Source organism: Mycobacterium aquaticum (assembly GCF_002086485.1).
Classification (GTDB): Bacteria; Actinomycetota; Actinomycetes; order Mycobacteriales; family Mycobacteriaceae; genus Mycobacterium; species Mycobacterium aquaticum.
The window spans coordinates 34,492-49,301 of the sequence record NZ_MVHF01000015.1; the positions used below are offsets into that span (position 1 = coordinate 34,492).

Consider the following 14,810-nt stretch of genomic DNA (forward strand, 5'->3'; position numbering starts at 1 on the left):
GGGCCAATCTGGCAACATGAGATCGGTTCTGCCCCAATGGTTGTGTGCCCGCGCTGCGAGCGACACTGTCGCCAATAGCCGGGCACGCCGATTTTCGATGCTGATGTGGCTGCCGTTGCTGCCGAGCCTGGTGAGGTTCGCCGCGTGGTACTGCAGTGAAACAGGTTGCTACTGAGGCAGTTTCCGCGACTTTGTCGCAAACAGGCGGGCAACACGTCGCATGGTTCTCGCGCAGGGACTGGTGTGAAAGACGTGCGGGCAGAGACTGGTGTGAAAGACGTGCGCGCAAGGACTGGCGTGAAAGACGTGCGCGCGGGGACTGGTGTGAAAGACGTGACTGCACGCCAAAGCGCCCGAGCAGCGACCGCCGGACTACACCACTGCCCGCAACGCCTGCGCGAACTGTTCGAGCTCGTCGACACCGGCATCGACATGCGGGGAGATCCGCAGCACCGGTTTGGTCATCTCGAAGGGCGCCCGCACCAATTCGCATGCCGTGGTGACGATGCCGTGTTCGGCGATCAGCCGCGCCCGCACCGTTGCCGGGTCGGCACCGTCGACAGGCTCGAGCGTGGTGATTGCCGTGGGCTCATCGACCGATTCCACGACACGCCATCCGGGTGTGTCGGCGAGGACCTGCCGCGACAGGCCACCCACCTCGGCCAGCCGGGCGCGCATCTGCTGCGGGCCTGCTGCCAGATGCTCGCCGATCGCGACCGAAAACCCCATCCGCGCAGCGGCATTCGACTCAACTCCGTCGAGTGTCTGCACGGCCGGGAGCCCCAAGCCCCAGGACGGCGGCGGCACCCGAGGCTGCAGTAGCTGGGCCAGCTCGTCGGACAGCGCGAGCACCCCAACCCCGCGCGGACCGGACAACCACTTGCGCGAGGACGAATACAGTGCTGTGACACCGACATTGCAGTCGAGGTGGCCGAGCGCCTGCGCGGCGTCCACCACCAACGGGATGCCCGCCGTCCGGCACACCGCGGCGAATTCGGCCAACGGCTGGGCCACCCCGCGGTGGCTGGCCAGCGCGGTCAGGTGGGCAATCGCGGGTGGGTCGGCAGCTAGTTGACGGGCCGCCGCGTCGACATCCAACCGGCCGACGCCGTCGACGGGCAATGCCCGCACCTGAAAACCGTTGGCCGCCATCACCGCAAGGTTCGGACCGTACTCCCCCACCAGGCAGGCCACCGTGCGCTTCCCAGGCCAGCTGCTCAGCAGCAGATCCAGAGCGTTACCCGACCCCGACGTGTAGATGACATTGGCCGCAGGAAGCCCCGTCAACGCCGCAACCGCCGCCCGGCCCGCGTCGAGCGCCGGGGCCGCGGCATCGAGCGCGACGTATCCACCGACCTCGGCCTCATGACGGGCATGCGTGGCTGCGGCGTCGATCGCCGCGAAGCTCTGCCGCGAACAGGCGCCGCTGTCGAGATGCAGCCCGGCCACCTTCGGGCGAGCGTCGCGCCACTGCTGCGCGAGGCTCATTTGCCCGCGAGGGACAGGCCGAAGTCACCGGCCGGGTCGGTCCACCAATGAGTTTGTCGCAGACCGGCTTTCCCGAGCTCGGCCGTGACACCCTGCTGCCGGAACTTGCACGACACCTCGGTCAGCATCTCCTCGCCCGCGGCGAACGCCACGTCGAGGTCCAGCGCCGCCACCCGAACCCGCTGCGCACTGCGGGCCCGCAGCCACATCTCGATGCGCTCCTCGCCCGCGTTCCACCGGGCCACATGTTCGAAGGCCGCGAGGTCGAAGTCGGCGCCCAATTCGCGGTTCACCACGGCCAGCACGTTGCGGTTGAATTCGGCGGTGACCCCGGCACTGTCGTCATAGGCACGGATCAGCCGTGCGGTGTCCTTCACCAGATCGGTGCCCAGCAGCACGCTGTCCCCCGGTTGCAGGGTATCAGCCAGCGTGGCCAGGAACTCGGCGCGCGGGCCAGGCGTCAGATTGCCGATGGTCGACCCCAGGAAGACCACCAGCCGCCGGCCCACCTGCGGAATCTTGCCGAGGTGTTCCTCGAAATCCCCACACACTGCGTCGATCTCGACGCCCGGATACTCACGGCCGATGGCCTCGCCTGCGGATCGCAGCACCCCGGCGTCGACATCGAACGGGACGAACCTGGCGAGCAAACCGGTGTCGCGCATCGCGTCGAGCAGCATCCGGGTCTTCTCCGAGGTGCCGCTGCCCAGCTCCACCAGGGTGTCCGCACCGGCCGCCGAGGCAATCTCGGCGGAGCGCTCGCGCAGGATCTGCGCCTCGGTGCGGGTCGGATAGTACTCGGGCAGCCGGGTGATCTGGTCGAACAGATCACTGCCAACGGCATCGTAGAACCACTTGGGCGGCAGGGTTTTCGGCGTCTGGGTGAGCCCGGCGCGGACATCGCGACGCAAGGCGTCCGCGGCGGAGTCGGCGGCCAGGTAGTTCGACAGCGAGAGCGTCATGCCGGTCCTTTCAGAGGTGTCAGCTCGACGTGAGAGTCCTGTACACAGACCAGGTGGCGGTCCGGGACGTCGTGCCATTGCGGATCGTCGTCGTACGGTTCACTGGCCAGCACCACCCCGTCAGGCAGCATCAGCATCGACAGGGTGTCGCCCCACGTGGTGGCAAGCATCCGAGAACCGTTGGCGGCCAAGATGTTCAGCCGGGCGTTGGGGTCACGCTCGCCCACCTCGGCGACCGTCTCCCCCAGCACGTCCAACCCGCGGGTGAAGATCAGCGCCGCGAGTACTGCGCTGTCGACCGTGGATTCGGCGTCCGCCGGCACCGGCAGCATCGCCCGGTCCACCACGCCGTTGTGCGACAGCAGCCACTGCCCGTCGCTGAACGGGGCGCAGGCAGACGGTTCGATGGGCATACCGACGGTAGCTGAGCGGACCGCCGCGACGACGCATCCGCTGCGCAGTGCCGGCGCCACCGACGCGAACGACGCCTCACCCCACAGTGGTTTGTCACTGCGCCAGCGCCGAGCCACCCCGTCGTCGAAAAAGCCTGCACCCCAACCGTCGGCGTTGAACAAGCCGTGCTTCTGCCGCCTGGGTGCGTAGGACTGCACGAGCAGCCCCTGCGGCGGATCGAGCATGAGCGCGGCCAGCGACCGGGGCGCGCCGAGCCAACCCAGGTGCCGACACATCAGGCGGCGTCCCAGGCAAGCCGGACGCCGGAGAAGATCTGCCTGCGGATCGGGTGGTCCCAGTTGCGGAAGCTGGGCCGCAGAATGCCCGCGGCCACCGCCCACGATCCGCCGCGCAACACCCGATAGTCGCCGTCGAAGAACGGCTGGGTGTACCGCTCGTAGATCATCGGTGTGAAGCCGGGCCACGGCCGCAGCGGGGAACTGGTCCACTCCCACACATCACCGAGAAGCTGCTCGACGCCGTAGGCCGAGGCTCCTGCGGGATACGCCCCGACCGGCGCCGGGCGCAGCGCGTCACCGCCCAGATTGACCAGCGACGAGGTGGGTTCTGAAGCACCCCAAGGGAATCGGCGTCGCGAACCGGTCGCCGGATCCCACGCACAGGCCTTCTCCCACTCGATCTCGGTGGGCAGCCTGGCACCGGCCCACGCCGCGTACGCCTGGGCCTCGAAGAACGTCACGTGCTGCACGGGTTCGTCGCCGGGGATCGCCTCGATATGGCCGAACCGGGTGCGGGTGCCGTCGGCGTTCCAGAACTGAGGCGCGACGAGACCGGCCTGGCTGCGATGCGCCCAGCCCCGCTCGGACCACCAACGTGGCTGCTGGTAGCCGCCGTCGTCGATGAACTCGCGCCACTCGGCATTGGTGACCGGGACCCGGCCGATCCGGAACGGCGGTACGTCCACCACGTGCGCGGGACGCTCGTTGTCCAGTGAGTGCGGCTCGGTGAGCTCGTCGACCCCGAGCGTGAACGGCCCGCCCGGGATCAGCACCGAGGTACCCGCCACCCCGGGCCGGCCGGCAGGCAATACGCTGCCGGCCTCCAGCAGCGGCGGGCCCACGCGCAGGTTGAGTGCTTGCAGCATGGTTTCGTCGTGCTGATTCTCGTGGCTGATCACCAGACCGAAATTGAAGGCCGACGCGTCGTCGGGCAACGCATCGAGCGCGTCGAATGCCTTGGCGCGCACCGTGGCGCAGTACGCGCGGGCATCGGTGGGCGGTAGCAGCGGCAGCTCGACGCGGCTGGCACGGGAATGCTCGAACGCGTCGTAGAGCTGTTCCACCGCGGGCGCCAGCATCCCGGGCCGATCCGGGTTGCCGTCGCGCAGCAGCCACAGCTCCTCCTGCTGCCCGATGTGCGCCAGGTCCCAGACGAGCGGGCTCATCAGCGGGTCGTACTGGCGGTGCAGTTCTGCATCGTCGAAGTCGACCAACCGCAGCGTGCGCTCTCGGGCTCGCGTCAGCTCCTGTGCCAGTGTCTCGGGTGTGATCAAGACTCACCTTTCGCCAGTTGGCTCACCGCCGAGGCGATCCCGTAGCGCACGGCACGGTCGGCGAAATCGTCGGCCGGCGAGCGTCCCTGTTCGACCGAACGCATCAGGTGCCTCATCGATTCCGCGAGTTCGGCCGGAGCGCGTTCTGCCGCGGCCCGCACGCACGTGACTGCAGCCGCATGAAGCCTGCGGTCGGCCATCCCCAGCCGGGCCGCTCGATCCCATGCCGTGGCCACCGGGGCGGTCGCCTCCGCGGCGATCGCGGCGGCCTCCGGATCGTCGAGCAGCGTGGTGAGCATGAACACCGCGGCCGGCCACAGACCATCGGGGAGGCTGTCCAGGTATCTGATCTCCAGCCACCGCCGCGGCCGCACCGGCGGAAACAGCGTCGTCAGGTGATAGTCCAGATCGGCGGAGGTGGGGCGCCGCCCGCCCAGCACGGCGCGGCCATCGGCCCAGTCCGCGAACGGCACCCAGTTGACCACGGGCACCGCATCGTCGGAGGTGTTCACCAGCATGACCGGTGCCCGCAACGCATACCGCGCCCATTCGTCGGCCGGATCGGTGCCGTCAGCACCGAGGATGGGCCCGCAGCGCGCCGAGTCGAGCTCACCCCACACCCACTGCCGGGTGGACCGCCAGCCGGTGAATTCCCCGCCCAGCAGCGGCGAATTCGCGGTAACGGCGATCATCGTCGGCCCGAGCGCATGCGCCAGCCGCACCCGGTCAGCCCAGCCGGCACGAGGACCGGCGTCGAGGTTGACCTGCACGGACGCGGTCGAGGTCATCATCGCCGCGCCCGCCGCGCCGGTACCGCTCGCGGCGAAGAAGCGCTCCATGGCCTGATAACGCGCACCGGGATTGACCCGCTGGGGCCGGCGCACCGGGTCGGTGCCGAGCAGCACCAGCCCGAGCCCGCGGCGTGCGAAGGCCGCGCGCAGTGTCGCCCGATCGGCGATCAGCCCGGTGATGGCGGCAAGCGGACCGTCGCCCGGTGGCCCCGACAATTCGACCGCGCCGCCGGGTTCGACGGTGATCCGGCTGCCTCCGGGCAGGTCGGGCACCGTCGCGATGGCGGCGGTCAACTCGTCCCAGTCGGGACGGCGCATCGGATCGCTCAGGTCGTAACAGTGGGCCTCGATCTCGAGCCCAACCTTGCCGACTGCACCGTCGTGCAGGCAGTGCGCATCGATGTGAGCAGCGGCCTGCTCGGCGCTGCTGAATTCGATGAGCGGTTGGGGGCCGGGATCAGCCCTGATGGGTACTGCCATGGCAACAACCCCTCCCGGTCCTCTACCGGTGTCGGACCGTCTGGTTCTTTCCATCTTCCAGACGGCACCGACAAAGTCGGCCTCTGCGCGGATTACGTCAATGTGACGGTTAATCCAACTCCGTTCTGCGGTTATTGCCCGAGCGAGTTCTGCATGGCGCCGGCCAGCACGTTGACGGCCGGGCCACCGTTGCCGGACTGACACACCTTCGCCTGCAGCAGCACGTTTTCCCGTTTACGGGTGGTCGTGAAACATCTCCGGTCGGTGCCCGCTTCCTGTTTCACCCAGTCCGCGTCGGTCGCACTGGCCGGTCCGCCGGTAAAAGTCCACACCTGCGTGACGAAGTTGTCCAGGTGCATCGCGCTGGTCAGCCCGGAACAACCCTGCGTGCGGTCCACCACCCGATGGAACGCCCGGTCTGCCGCGTCTGCGGTCGCGAACACCCCGACCGCCTGTTTGACGTAGTGGCTGTCGTCGTTGGCCGAGGTCTGCGTCGTGGCGCTGTTGAACGACGCCAGATCCGGATCGTTGTACACCTCGGGCAATCCGATGTCGGCCCAGTTGTTGCACACCGGATCATCGACCCCGAAAGCCTGGTACGGAACCGTCGAGTTAGATGCCCATGTCATCGGTGCGCCGACGATGTTGCCGACCGAACCCTTCGGCAGGACGGCATACGACACCACCCCCGGATCCGACGGACGGGCGCCTGCCGGCGCCGCCAAGGCCAACGCGAGACCGGCCACCCCGAAACCCACAGTCAGAGCGCGCATTCAACTGATCATGCCATTCAGTACAACGTGCGAGTGCAGTAGGTGCGGGCCGGTGACGGGTAGCGCCAGGCGTATTCGCCACTCGCCTTCGGGCAGCTGGAGGCGTCCTGCACGTCGTCGAGCCGCTGTGTGACCTGCACGAGTACGCCGTTGCCGCGTGAGGTGCAGTCGGCCAGACCCATGACGCCCGCGGGCACGCCCAGTTCGTAGCAGTGGTAGGTCACCAGATTGGGCACGAGGCACAGCCGGGCTGTGGACGGATCGGCCAGTTTCGCGGGCAGATGCTGGTATTCGTCGCTGGGGCAGGCCCCGGTGGCGTCGGCGACCGCCCCGACGGTGTAGCTGGGATCAGCGCTGCAGGCCACCTTGGCGGCGCGGGTGACGTCGGGAGCCGACGGGGTGCCCGCCGGGAAACTGACGCAGTCGCCGACGGCGAAGAGCATGGCCGCGTTGCGTTCGGGTTGCGCGCTGCCACAGCCGACGGCACCCGCCAGGACGGCGATCAGCACGGCAACCAGCACCCGATTGCGCGTCATGGTTAGGCAGAATCTCACGATTCACGGCGACACGCCCACAAAATCAGACGTCCCGGCCACCTGATGTGGTAGCCGGGACGTCCGGTGGGCTGCAGATGTGGTCTATGCGGTGTTGCGGTCGGCCTGGCATTCGGGGCAGACGCCCCAGAACACCACCTCGGCTTCGTCGATGGTGAAACCGTCGACATCCGCTGGCTCGAGGCAGGGCGCGGGCCCGACGACACATTCGACGTCGGCCACCCGGCCGCAGACTCGGCACACGAGGTGGTGGTGGTTGTCGCCGGCCCTGGTCTCGTAGCGGGCCGACGAGCCTGCCGGTTCGATCCGGCGAACCAGGCCCGCGGTGACGCAGGCCCGCAGCACGTCGTAGACGGCCTGGGTCGAGACCGATCCGAGCGATTGGCGGACCCGGGTGGCGAGGTCGTCTGCTGTGGCGTGCGGCTGGGCGGCCAGCGCCTCGAGGACCGCGACCCGCGGAGCGGTGACCCGAAGCCCCACGGCCCGCAAGCGAGCCCTGGGGTCGTCGTCATGCACCAGAGTCACCGCTCCAGTATGCGCCTTGTCTGGAGTCGGTCAAAAAGAGCTGCGATGGTCAGCGGGAGGGTGTGGTCGTCGGGGCGCCCGGTTGCCCACCTGGGCCTGCGGGACCACCCGGGCCGAAGCCAGGTCCACCCTGACCCGGTGCACCCGGACCGCCCTGCTGTCCAGGGCCGCCCTGACCCCACCCGCCGTGGTGGTGGAACATCATCCCGGGGCGTTCCCAGCCACCGCCGCCGTGGTGATGATGTCCGCCGCCCGAGTGGGCGCCGAGGAAGAACCCGGTGCCGAAGACGACGGCGACGATGAAGACCGTGCCCGCAGCGATGCCGACCCAGGCCAGCGCTTGGAACAGTCGATTCGGCCTGCGCTCCTCGACGACGGCAGGCGCCGCCGGGGGTGCGGTGACAGGCGGCTCGGCCGTGGCGACCGGACCGGTGGGTTCGGAAGATGTATCAGTCATGTAAGCCAGCTTGCGAGTGTCAACCAAGTGCCGATCATGAATTGGCTATGTATTCCCTGTGCATGCTCACCAGGGCTTTATCGGGTTTACAGCGTACTGAATCACCCGGTACGGCGTCGCGCCACCGCCGGGCGTGGTGTTCCACTGGCTGACGAACACCCGCACCTCGTCGAGCGTCGATCCCGGGGAGATGTAGCCGCCGTACGGCTGCGCCAGTTGGTTGTCCTCGGGCGGCGGCAGCGTCTCGGCCGGATCCGGCCAGTCCACGCCGCGGCCCACCACCACGGTGGTCACCGGTGCCGTCCCGAGACCGGTGGGGTCGTAGGCGACCCGGATCTCCATGTTGCCGGTGCTGGCGTTGAAATACGACAGGACGGGCTTGCCGTCGATCTGCTTGATGCTCATCTCACCGACCTTGTCCGACCACAACGGCGTCGGCGGCTTGCCCCAACCCGCTTTGGCCGACCAGCCCTGCCAGCCGGCGCGGTCGGTGAACCTCTGCGGCGTGCTTCGGTAGAGGAACACCTGCCCGCTGCGGTCGAAGTTGTTGGCGACGATGTAGACCCAGCCGCTCTGCGATTCGGCCGTCGGGACAGGGTCGTAATAGCCGCTGATCTGTGACTGCCCGCCGCCCTGATAACTCGCCGGCCGCACGGAACCCGGGACGGTCTGCCAATTGCCCCGTGAGGCATCGGCTTTCACCAACCTGGAGTTCTGCGGGCGCAGGTTGGCCGTGGTGCTCACCATCAGGTAGTTGTCCCGGTTGATCGAGACTACGCCCGCGGGCAACTGGGAACTGCCCGGCGGCGTCTTGTCGGCCAGCAACGGGGTGCCCACCACGGCTCCGGTCACACCGTCGTAGCGGACGCCCGCAGGATCGTCGACCGAATCCGGGTCGACGTGCAGTGCGATCGGTGCGTGCCAGTTGCCGAAGCCCACCGCCTGCCCGGCGAAGCTGTCACCGCACACTTGCAGGAGACGGGCCGGGAACTCCATGAACTCGCACAGGTCGGTCGCGCCGATCCCGTAATCCCCTGTGGGAGTGCCCGTTCCGGCGGCCGGCGCGATCCGCAGCACCTGTCCCGGACCCAGCGGCGCCAGCACCGGACCGGGAGCGGGCGACGGCGGGTCGGCATGCGCCGAGGGCACCTGCCACAACGACACGGCAACCGCCGTCGCCGCGGCAACGAACCTCAGGGCGGCGGACACGCCGCGCTCAGAGCTCGGCGGCCAGCAACTCGGCGATCTGAATCGTGTTCAGCGCCGCGCCTTTTCGCAGGTTGTCACCCGAGACGAACAGGGCGAGACCACGCCCGTCGGGCACACCGGGATCCTGGCGGATCCGACCGACCAGCGACTCGTCGACACCGGCCGCGGCCAGCGGCGTGGGTACGTCGACCAGCTTCACCCCTGGCGCGTCGGCCAGCAGTTCCTTGGCGCGCAGAGGCGAAAGCGGTTGGGCGAACTCGGCATTGATCGACAGCGAGTGCCCGGTGAACACCGGCACCCGCACGCAGGTGCCCGACACCAGCAGCTCGGGGATACCCAGGATCTTGCGGCTCTCGAAGCGCAGCTTCTGGTCCTCGTCGGTCTCCCCCGAGCCGTCGTCGACCAGCGAACCCGCCAGCGGGACCACGTTGAAGGCAATGGGCGCAACGTATTTGACCGGTGCGGGGTATTCGAGCGCCGATCCATTGTGCACCAGCGCCTCTGCGCCGTCGACGACCGCGCGGGTCTGGGTGGCGAGTTCCTCGACACCGGCCAGGCCACTGCCCGACACCGCCTGGTAGCTGGACACGATGAGCCGGGTCAGGCCGGCTTCTTCGTGCAGCACCTTGAGCACTGGCATCGCAGCCATGGTGGTGCAGTTCGGGTTGGCGATGATGCCCTTCGGACGGGTACCCGCGTCACGCAAGAAATTGACCTCGGAGACCACCAGCGGGACCTCGGGGTCCTTGCGCCAGGCCGAGGAGTTGTCGACGACGACGGCGCCGGCCGCGGCGAACCGCGGAGCCTGCACACGCGACATGGTCGCGCCCGCCGAAAAGAGCGCAATGTCCAGCCCGGACGGGTCGGCGGTCTCGCTGTTCTCGACCTCGATCTCCTGGCCGCGGAACGGCAGCTTCTTGCCCTCCGAGCGGGCCGAGGCGAAGAACCGCACCGAGCTGGCGGGGAAGTTGCGCTCCTCGAGCAAGGTGCGCATGACCTGGCCGACCTGACCGGTCGCGCCGACCACACCGATGTTGACCATCTCGTTTACCGCCCTGTCCCGCCGTAGACCACAGCCTCGTCGTCGGCGCCGAGGCCGAACGCCTCGTGCAGTGCGGCGACGGCCTTGTCGAGCTCGGTGTCCTTGACCAGCACCGAGATTCGGATCTCCGAGGTGGAGATCAGGTCGATGTTGACGCCGACCTCGGCCAGCGCCTCACAGAACGTGGCGGTGACGCCGGGGTGGCTGCGCATACCCGCGCCGACCAGCGACACCTTGCCGATGTGATCGTCGTAGAGCACCTGGCTGAACCCGATCTCGTCCTTGAGCGCGGTCAGCTTCTCCACTGCGCCGGGGCCGTTGTCCCGGGCGCAGGTGAAGGTGATGTCGGTCTTGCCGTCCTCGATCTTCGAGATGTTCTGCAGCACCATGTCGATGTTCACGTCGGCGTCGGAGACGGCGCGGAAGACCTTGGCGGCGTAGCCCGGTACGTCGGGCAGCCCGACCACCGTGACCTTCGCCTCGCTGCGGTCGTGGGCTACTCCGGTCAGGATGGCGTCTTCCATGGGGATGTCCTCGATCGATCCTTTGACGATGGTGCCCGGCTTGTCGGAGTACGACGAGCGGACATGGATGGGCACGTTGTAACGACGCGCGTATTCGACGCAACGCAGCATGAGCACCTTCGCGCCGCAGGCCGCCATCTCGAGCATCTCCTCGAAGGAGACGGTGTCGAGGTGCCGGGCGTTGGGCACGATGCGCGGGTCTGCGGTGAAGATGCCGTCGACGTCGGTGTAGATCTCGCAGACGTCGGCATGCAGTGCGGCGGCCAGCGCGACGGCGGTGGTGTCCGAGCCGCCACGGCCGAGGGTGGTGACGTCCTTGCTGTCCTGGCTGACGCCCTGGAACCCGGCGACCAGCACGATCTGGCCCTCGTCGAGCGCGTCGCGCAGCCGGCCGGGGGTGACGTCGATGATCTTGGCGTTGCCGTGGGTGCCGGTGGTGATCACGCCGGCCTGCGAGCCGGTGAACGAACGGGCCTGCGCACCCAGGGACTCGATGGCCATCGCGACCAACGCGTTGGAGATGCGCTCACCCGCGGTGAGCAGCATGTCCATCTCGCGTGGCGGCGGCGCGGGCGAGACCTGGCGGGCCAGGTCCAGCAAATCGTCGGTGGTGTCGCCCATCGCGGAGACGACCACGACGACGTCGTTGCCGGCCTTCCTGGTCTCCACGATGCGCTCGGCGACGCGACGGATTCGCTCGGCATCCGATACCGAGGATCCGCCGTATTTCTGTACGACGAGCGCCACTGTCTGTCCTTCGAGAACGCGGGAATGAGTCGCATCAAGGATAAGGGAGACGTGCAGCTGGTTTTTTGTCGCCCGGTCAGGGGACCGTCATGAAGGTGAACGGTTGCGCCGGCCGGAACTGCGAACTCGCATCGCCGGCGTACACGGTCTTCTCCCCCTCACCGAGATCGAGCCGCAGGGTTGGCGCACCCTCGCTGAAATCCAGGTTCGCCAGCTCCACCCAGAACGTGTTCGGGGACAGTGCCGACTCGAAGAAATAGCGCAGCGCCTTGTGGTCGACGACGGTGCGCCAGCGGGTCGAGGAGATGTTCGGTTCGTCGGAGGTCGCGATGCCGTACGGGGTCGACGCGTTGCGCACGACGCTGAACACCGCGGCCACCGACAGCACGGGATCGTCGGACTTGGGTATGGCATTGATGTAGAAGGACGCCCGCACAAATCGGTCCGCCGCGCGGTTGGTGCCGGGCAGCATGACGGTGCCGCCGATCTCCTCCCAGTACTCGGTGATGGCGAGTTGCTTGGAGAAGATCGGCGAGTTGGTCATCACCTGGTACTGGCGGCCATGGTGGATGGTCTGTCGCCCGTCGACGTACTCGACGATCGCGCTGTCACCCGTACCGTCGGACATGGCCAGGTGCAACGTGGCCATCCGCTCTTCACCGGGTACATCGGCGGTCGCGACGCGTAACGGAGTCGCGGTCAATGCCGCGACGGCCTCGGCGACGGAACCGAAGTTGTCCAGGACGTACTGGCCCCACAGCGACAGGGCCACCGCAGGGCCTGCGGTGTCGGCGGCCGGGTACTGCGATTCGGCGAGCCACAGCAGGTTCACCGCAAGGCCCGCCTCGTTGACCCCGTCGGTGGTGCAGATGTCGTAGCCGGTGGCCACCACGCTGCCGTACTTCGCAGTCCATTTCACCGAGTCCGGTCCGGCCTGCCCGGTGCGTGCCACCCCGCGGGGCAACACCCACAGATTGGTGCCGATCTCCAGTTTCCAGTCCATCGAACGGCCGGTGACGACGCGATCACCGGTCCCGAGGTAGACGACGCGGGTGCACATGCGCCCAAAGGCTAGCCAGCTCGGACCCTGCTCAGGCGTAATCCGCCCGCAACACGCGAATCCCGTTCCCGTAACACAAGCGTCGTCTATTGGCGGGGATCGGCCCGACGGGCCGCCACCCTCAGGAGATATTTGATGGACACAGGAACCACGGCGTTCATGCTCTGTTGCATCATCGGGCTGACGATGATGATCCCCGGCCTGGCGCTGTTCTACGGCGGCATGGTCTCGGTGAAGAGCTCGACCAACATGATGATGATGACGTTCGGTGCGGTCGCTGTCGTCGGTGTGCTCTGGATCCTCTTCGGGTTTTCCATGACGTTCGGCACCTCGTACGGCGGGTTCGTCGGGAGCTTCACCGAGTTCCTCGGCATGAAGAACCTGCTGGAACCGATGACCACCATCAACGGCCTGCCGGTCAGCCTCTTCTCGCTGTTCCAGGCATTGTTCGCGGCCATCACCGTGGCGCTGATCTCGGGAGCGGCCGCCGACCGGATGAAGTTCGCCGCATGGATGGTCTTCGCGACCATCTGGGCCGTGTTGGTCTACTTCCCCGTCGCACACTGGGTGTTCGCGGTCGACGGCACCGTGACCAAAGACTCGGTGGGCGGCTGGATCGCCAACAAGCTGCACGCCATCGACTTCGCGGGCGGCACCGCGGTGCACATCAACGCAGGCGCCGCCGCGCTGGCCGTGGCCATCGTGCTCGGTAAGGGCGTCAACTGGGGCCGGTTGCGTAAGCCGCACAACGTGCCGTTGACCCTGCTGGGAGCGGGGCTGCTGTGGGCCGGCTGGTACGCGTTCAACGGCGGCTCGGCGCTGGCCGCGGGCAATTCGGCCGCCATCGTCATGGTCACCACGTTCGTCGCGACCTGCGCGGCCACGCTGGCCTGGCTCGCGGTCGAGAAACTCAAGGACGGACACGTCACGGGCGTCGGCGCCGCGGCGGGCGCCATCACCGGCCTGGTGGCCATCACCCCGGCCTGCGGTGCCGTCACGCCCGTCGGTGCGATCGTGCTCGGCCTGGTCGCGGGGGCGATCTGCCCGCTGGCCGTCGGCCTGAAGGACAAGTTCGGCTACGACGACTCTCTCGACGTGGTCGGTGTGCACCTCGTCGGCGGCGTCATCGGCACGCTGCTCATCGGCTTGCTGGCCAGTGACACGATGCCCAACAAGGTCAACGGCCTGTTCTACGGCGGCGGCTTCGACCAGCTGTGGCGCCAGGCCGTCGCGGCACTGGCCGTGATGGTCTATTCGTTCGTCATCGCCTACCTCATCGCGCTGGCGATCAAGAAGACGATCGGCATCCGCATCTCGCCGGAAGACGAGGAACTCGGCATCGACACCAAGGTCCATCGCGACGCCGCCTACGAGCTCGAACTCGTCTGACTCACGACCCACGGAAGGCTCCGCAGCCCCACGCCGCCACGTCGGCGTGGGGAAATGCGGCAGGATGCGGAGGGAAATACGTTAAACAGGTAACTGTGAGCGCCAGCCAGAAGCCGAAGGCGGATTGCGCATGAGTGAAGTCCCCCTACTCCGCAACAAGTCGGGCACCGCCCGGGACCGCGATCCGCTTGCCACGGCCGATGAACTCGAGTTCGAGGCGGCGATCGGGCGCAATGTGCGCCAGCTGCGCCAGCAGCACGGCCTGACGGTCGCCGACATGGCGGCCCAGGTCGGGATCTCCAAGGCCATGCTGTCCAAGATCGAGAACGCGCAGACCTCGTGCAGCCTGTCCACTCTTGCGTTGTTGGCCAAGGGCTTGGACGTGCCGGTGACCAGCCTGTTTCGCGGTGCGGACGTGGAACGTCCGGCCGCGTTCGTCAAGGCGGGCACCGGAGCGCGCATCGTGCGCGAGGGCACGCGCGAGGGCCACGAGTACCAGCTGCTCAGCTCGTTGCGCGGGGAACACAAGCGGCTGGAATGCCTGCATGTGACGCTGTCGGAGAAGAGTCAGACATATCCGTTGTTCCAGCATCCCGGCACCGAGTTCATCTTCATGCTCGAAGGCGTGATGGATTACAGCCACAGCCGCTCGGTGTACCGGTTACACCCTGGCGACTCGCTGCAGATCGACGGCGAGGGCGCCCACGGCCCGACCGATCTGGTGGAGCTACCGATCCGGTTCTTGTCGGTCATCGCCTTCCCCGATTCGCAGGTCTGACCGAGAACACCGCTGCGAGCTGAATTTTCGCGCGCGTAAGTCGCGGATTCCACCATGCGCGAGTG

15 protein-coding genes are annotated in these 14,810 nt (G+C 67.7%); 2 read left to right on the forward strand and 13 right to left on the reverse strand.

The window, feature by feature from the left end:
• Positions 1–372 precede the first annotated feature (372 nt).
• From egtE to BST13_RS16350, 13 genes are all read right to left on the reverse strand, one after another.
• The gene (gene egtE, locus BST13_RS16290) at positions 373–1,488 is read right to left on the reverse strand and encodes an ergothioneine biosynthesis PLP-dependent enzyme EgtE (protein WP_083165065.1); all 1,116 of its coding nucleotides are present in this window, start codon (positions 1,486–1,488) and stop codon (positions 373–375) included.
• Positions 1,485–2,450 (reverse strand): L-histidine N(alpha)-methyltransferase, encoded by a 966-nt coding sequence (gene egtD / locus BST13_RS16295; protein WP_083165066.1) that lies wholly within the window; start codon positions 2,448–2,450, stop codon positions 1,485–1,487. Before egtD ends, egtE begins: the two co-directional genes overlap by 4 nt.
• A complete protein-coding gene (egtC, locus tag BST13_RS16300) occupies positions 2,447–3,139 on the reverse strand; it encodes an ergothioneine biosynthesis protein EgtC (RefSeq protein ID WP_083165067.1) in 693 nt (230 codons plus the stop codon). The genes egtD and egtC overlap by 4 nt, the downstream gene beginning before the upstream one ends.
• Positions 3,139–4,416, reverse strand: coding sequence for an ergothioneine biosynthesis protein EgtB (egtB, locus tag BST13_RS16305; RefSeq protein ID WP_083165068.1), 1,278 nt, complete (start codon positions 4,414–4,416; stop codon positions 3,139–3,141). Before egtB ends, egtC begins: the two co-directional genes overlap by 1 nt.
• Positions 4,413–5,687 (reverse strand): ergothioneine biosynthesis glutamate--cysteine ligase EgtA, encoded by a 1,275-nt coding sequence (egtA, locus tag BST13_RS16310; protein WP_083165069.1) that lies wholly within the window; start codon positions 5,685–5,687, stop codon positions 4,413–4,415. Before egtA ends, egtB begins: the two co-directional genes overlap by 4 nt.
• Before the next feature lie 131 nt (positions 5,688–5,818).
• Positions 5,819–6,460 carry a sensor domain-containing protein gene (locus BST13_RS16315; protein WP_083165070.1) on the reverse strand — a complete coding sequence of 214 codons (642 nt, stop codon included), beginning with the start codon at positions 6,458–6,460 and terminating at the stop codon, positions 5,819–5,821.
• Positions 6,461–6,477: 17 nt separating this feature from the next.
• On the reverse strand, positions 6,478–6,996 hold the full coding sequence (locus tag BST13_RS16320; RefSeq protein WP_083165071.1) for an LppU/SCO3897 family protein: 519 nt from the start codon (positions 6,994–6,996) through the stop codon (positions 6,478–6,480).
• A 102-nt stretch (positions 6,997–7,098) separates the two neighbouring features.
• Positions 7,099–7,533 carry a Fur family transcriptional regulator gene (locus BST13_RS16325; RefSeq protein WP_281254755.1) on the reverse strand — a complete coding sequence of 145 codons (435 nt, stop codon included), beginning with the start codon at positions 7,531–7,533 and terminating at the stop codon, positions 7,099–7,101.
• 55 nt (positions 7,534–7,588) lie between these two features.
• Positions 7,589–7,996 (reverse strand): hypothetical protein, encoded by a 408-nt coding sequence (locus tag BST13_RS16330; RefSeq protein ID WP_083165073.1) that lies wholly within the window; start codon positions 7,994–7,996, stop codon positions 7,589–7,591.
• 66 nt (positions 7,997–8,062) lie between these two features.
• Positions 8,063–9,205, reverse strand: a complete 1,143-nt coding sequence (locus BST13_RS16335) for a DUF4185 domain-containing protein (RefSeq protein ID WP_083165074.1) — start codon at positions 9,203–9,205, stop codon at positions 8,063–8,065.
• Positions 9,206–9,212: 7 nt separating this feature from the next.
• Positions 9,213–10,247 carry an aspartate-semialdehyde dehydrogenase gene (locus BST13_RS16340; RefSeq protein ID WP_083165075.1) on the reverse strand — a complete coding sequence of 345 codons (1,035 nt, stop codon included), beginning with the start codon at positions 10,245–10,247 and terminating at the stop codon, positions 9,213–9,215.
• Positions 10,248–10,252: 5 nt separating this feature from the next.
• Positions 10,253–11,518: an aspartate kinase gene (locus BST13_RS16345; protein WP_083165076.1), complete on the reverse strand. Its 1,266-nt coding sequence runs from the start codon at positions 11,516–11,518 to the stop codon at positions 10,253–10,255.
• A gap of 76 nt (positions 11,519–11,594) precedes the next feature.
• The gene (locus BST13_RS16350; protein WP_083165077.1) at positions 11,595–12,578 is read right to left on the reverse strand and encodes a linear amide C-N hydrolase; all 984 of its coding nucleotides are present in this window, start codon (positions 12,576–12,578) and stop codon (positions 11,595–11,597) included.
• Between the two features lie 135 nt (positions 12,579–12,713).
• Between BST13_RS16350 and BST13_RS16355 the strand changes: the two genes are divergently transcribed.
• A complete protein-coding gene (locus BST13_RS16355) occupies positions 12,714–13,967 on the forward strand; it encodes an ammonium transporter (protein WP_083165078.1) in 1,254 nt (417 codons plus the stop codon).
• A gap of 130 nt (positions 13,968–14,097) precedes the next feature.
• The gene (locus BST13_RS16360) at positions 14,098–14,745 is read left to right on the forward strand and encodes a helix-turn-helix domain-containing protein (RefSeq protein WP_083165079.1); all 648 of its coding nucleotides are present in this window, start codon (positions 14,098–14,100) and stop codon (positions 14,743–14,745) included.
• The last annotated feature ends 65 nt before the right edge of the window (positions 14,746–14,810 follow it).

Excerpts from the sequence above, each read along its gene's own strand:
- egtC (WP_083165067.1), bottom strand. The coding sequence starts at position 3,139 with ATGTGTCGGCACCTGGGTTGGCTCGGCGCGCCCCGGTCGCTGGCCGCG.
- BST13_RS16315 (WP_083165070.1), bottom strand. The coding sequence starts at position 6,460 with ATGCGCGCTCTGACTGTGGGTTTCGGGGTGGCCGGTCTCGCGTTGGCC.
- BST13_RS16330 (WP_083165073.1), bottom strand. The coding sequence starts at position 7,996 with ATGACTGATACATCTTCCGAACCCACCGGTCCGGTCGCCACGGCCGAG.
- BST13_RS16355 (WP_083165078.1), top strand. The coding sequence starts at position 12,714 with ATGGACACAGGAACCACGGCGTTCATGCTCTGTTGCATCATCGGGCTG.
- egtD (WP_083165066.1), bottom strand. The coding sequence starts at position 2,450 with ATGACGCTCTCGCTGTCGAACTACCTGGCCGCCGACTCCGCCGCGGAC.
- BST13_RS16340 (WP_083165075.1), bottom strand. The coding sequence starts at position 10,247 with ATGGTCAACATCGGTGTGGTCGGCGCGACCGGTCAGGTCGGCCAGGTC.
- BST13_RS16360 (WP_083165079.1), top strand. The coding sequence starts at position 14,098 with ATGAGTGAAGTCCCCCTACTCCGCAACAAGTCGGGCACCGCCCGGGAC.
- BST13_RS16320 (WP_083165071.1), bottom strand. The coding sequence starts at position 6,996 with ATGACGCGCAATCGGGTGCTGGTTGCCGTGCTGATCGCCGTCCTGGCG.
- egtA (WP_083165069.1), bottom strand. The coding sequence starts at position 5,687 with ATGGCAGTACCCATCAGGGCTGATCCCGGCCCCCAACCGCTCATCGAA.
- egtE (WP_083165065.1), bottom strand. The coding sequence starts at position 1,488 with ATGAGCCTCGCGCAGCAGTGGCGCGACGCTCGCCCGAAGGTGGCCGGG.
- BST13_RS16350 (WP_083165077.1), bottom strand. The coding sequence starts at position 12,578 with ATGTGCACCCGCGTCGTCTACCTCGGGACCGGTGATCGCGTCGTCACC.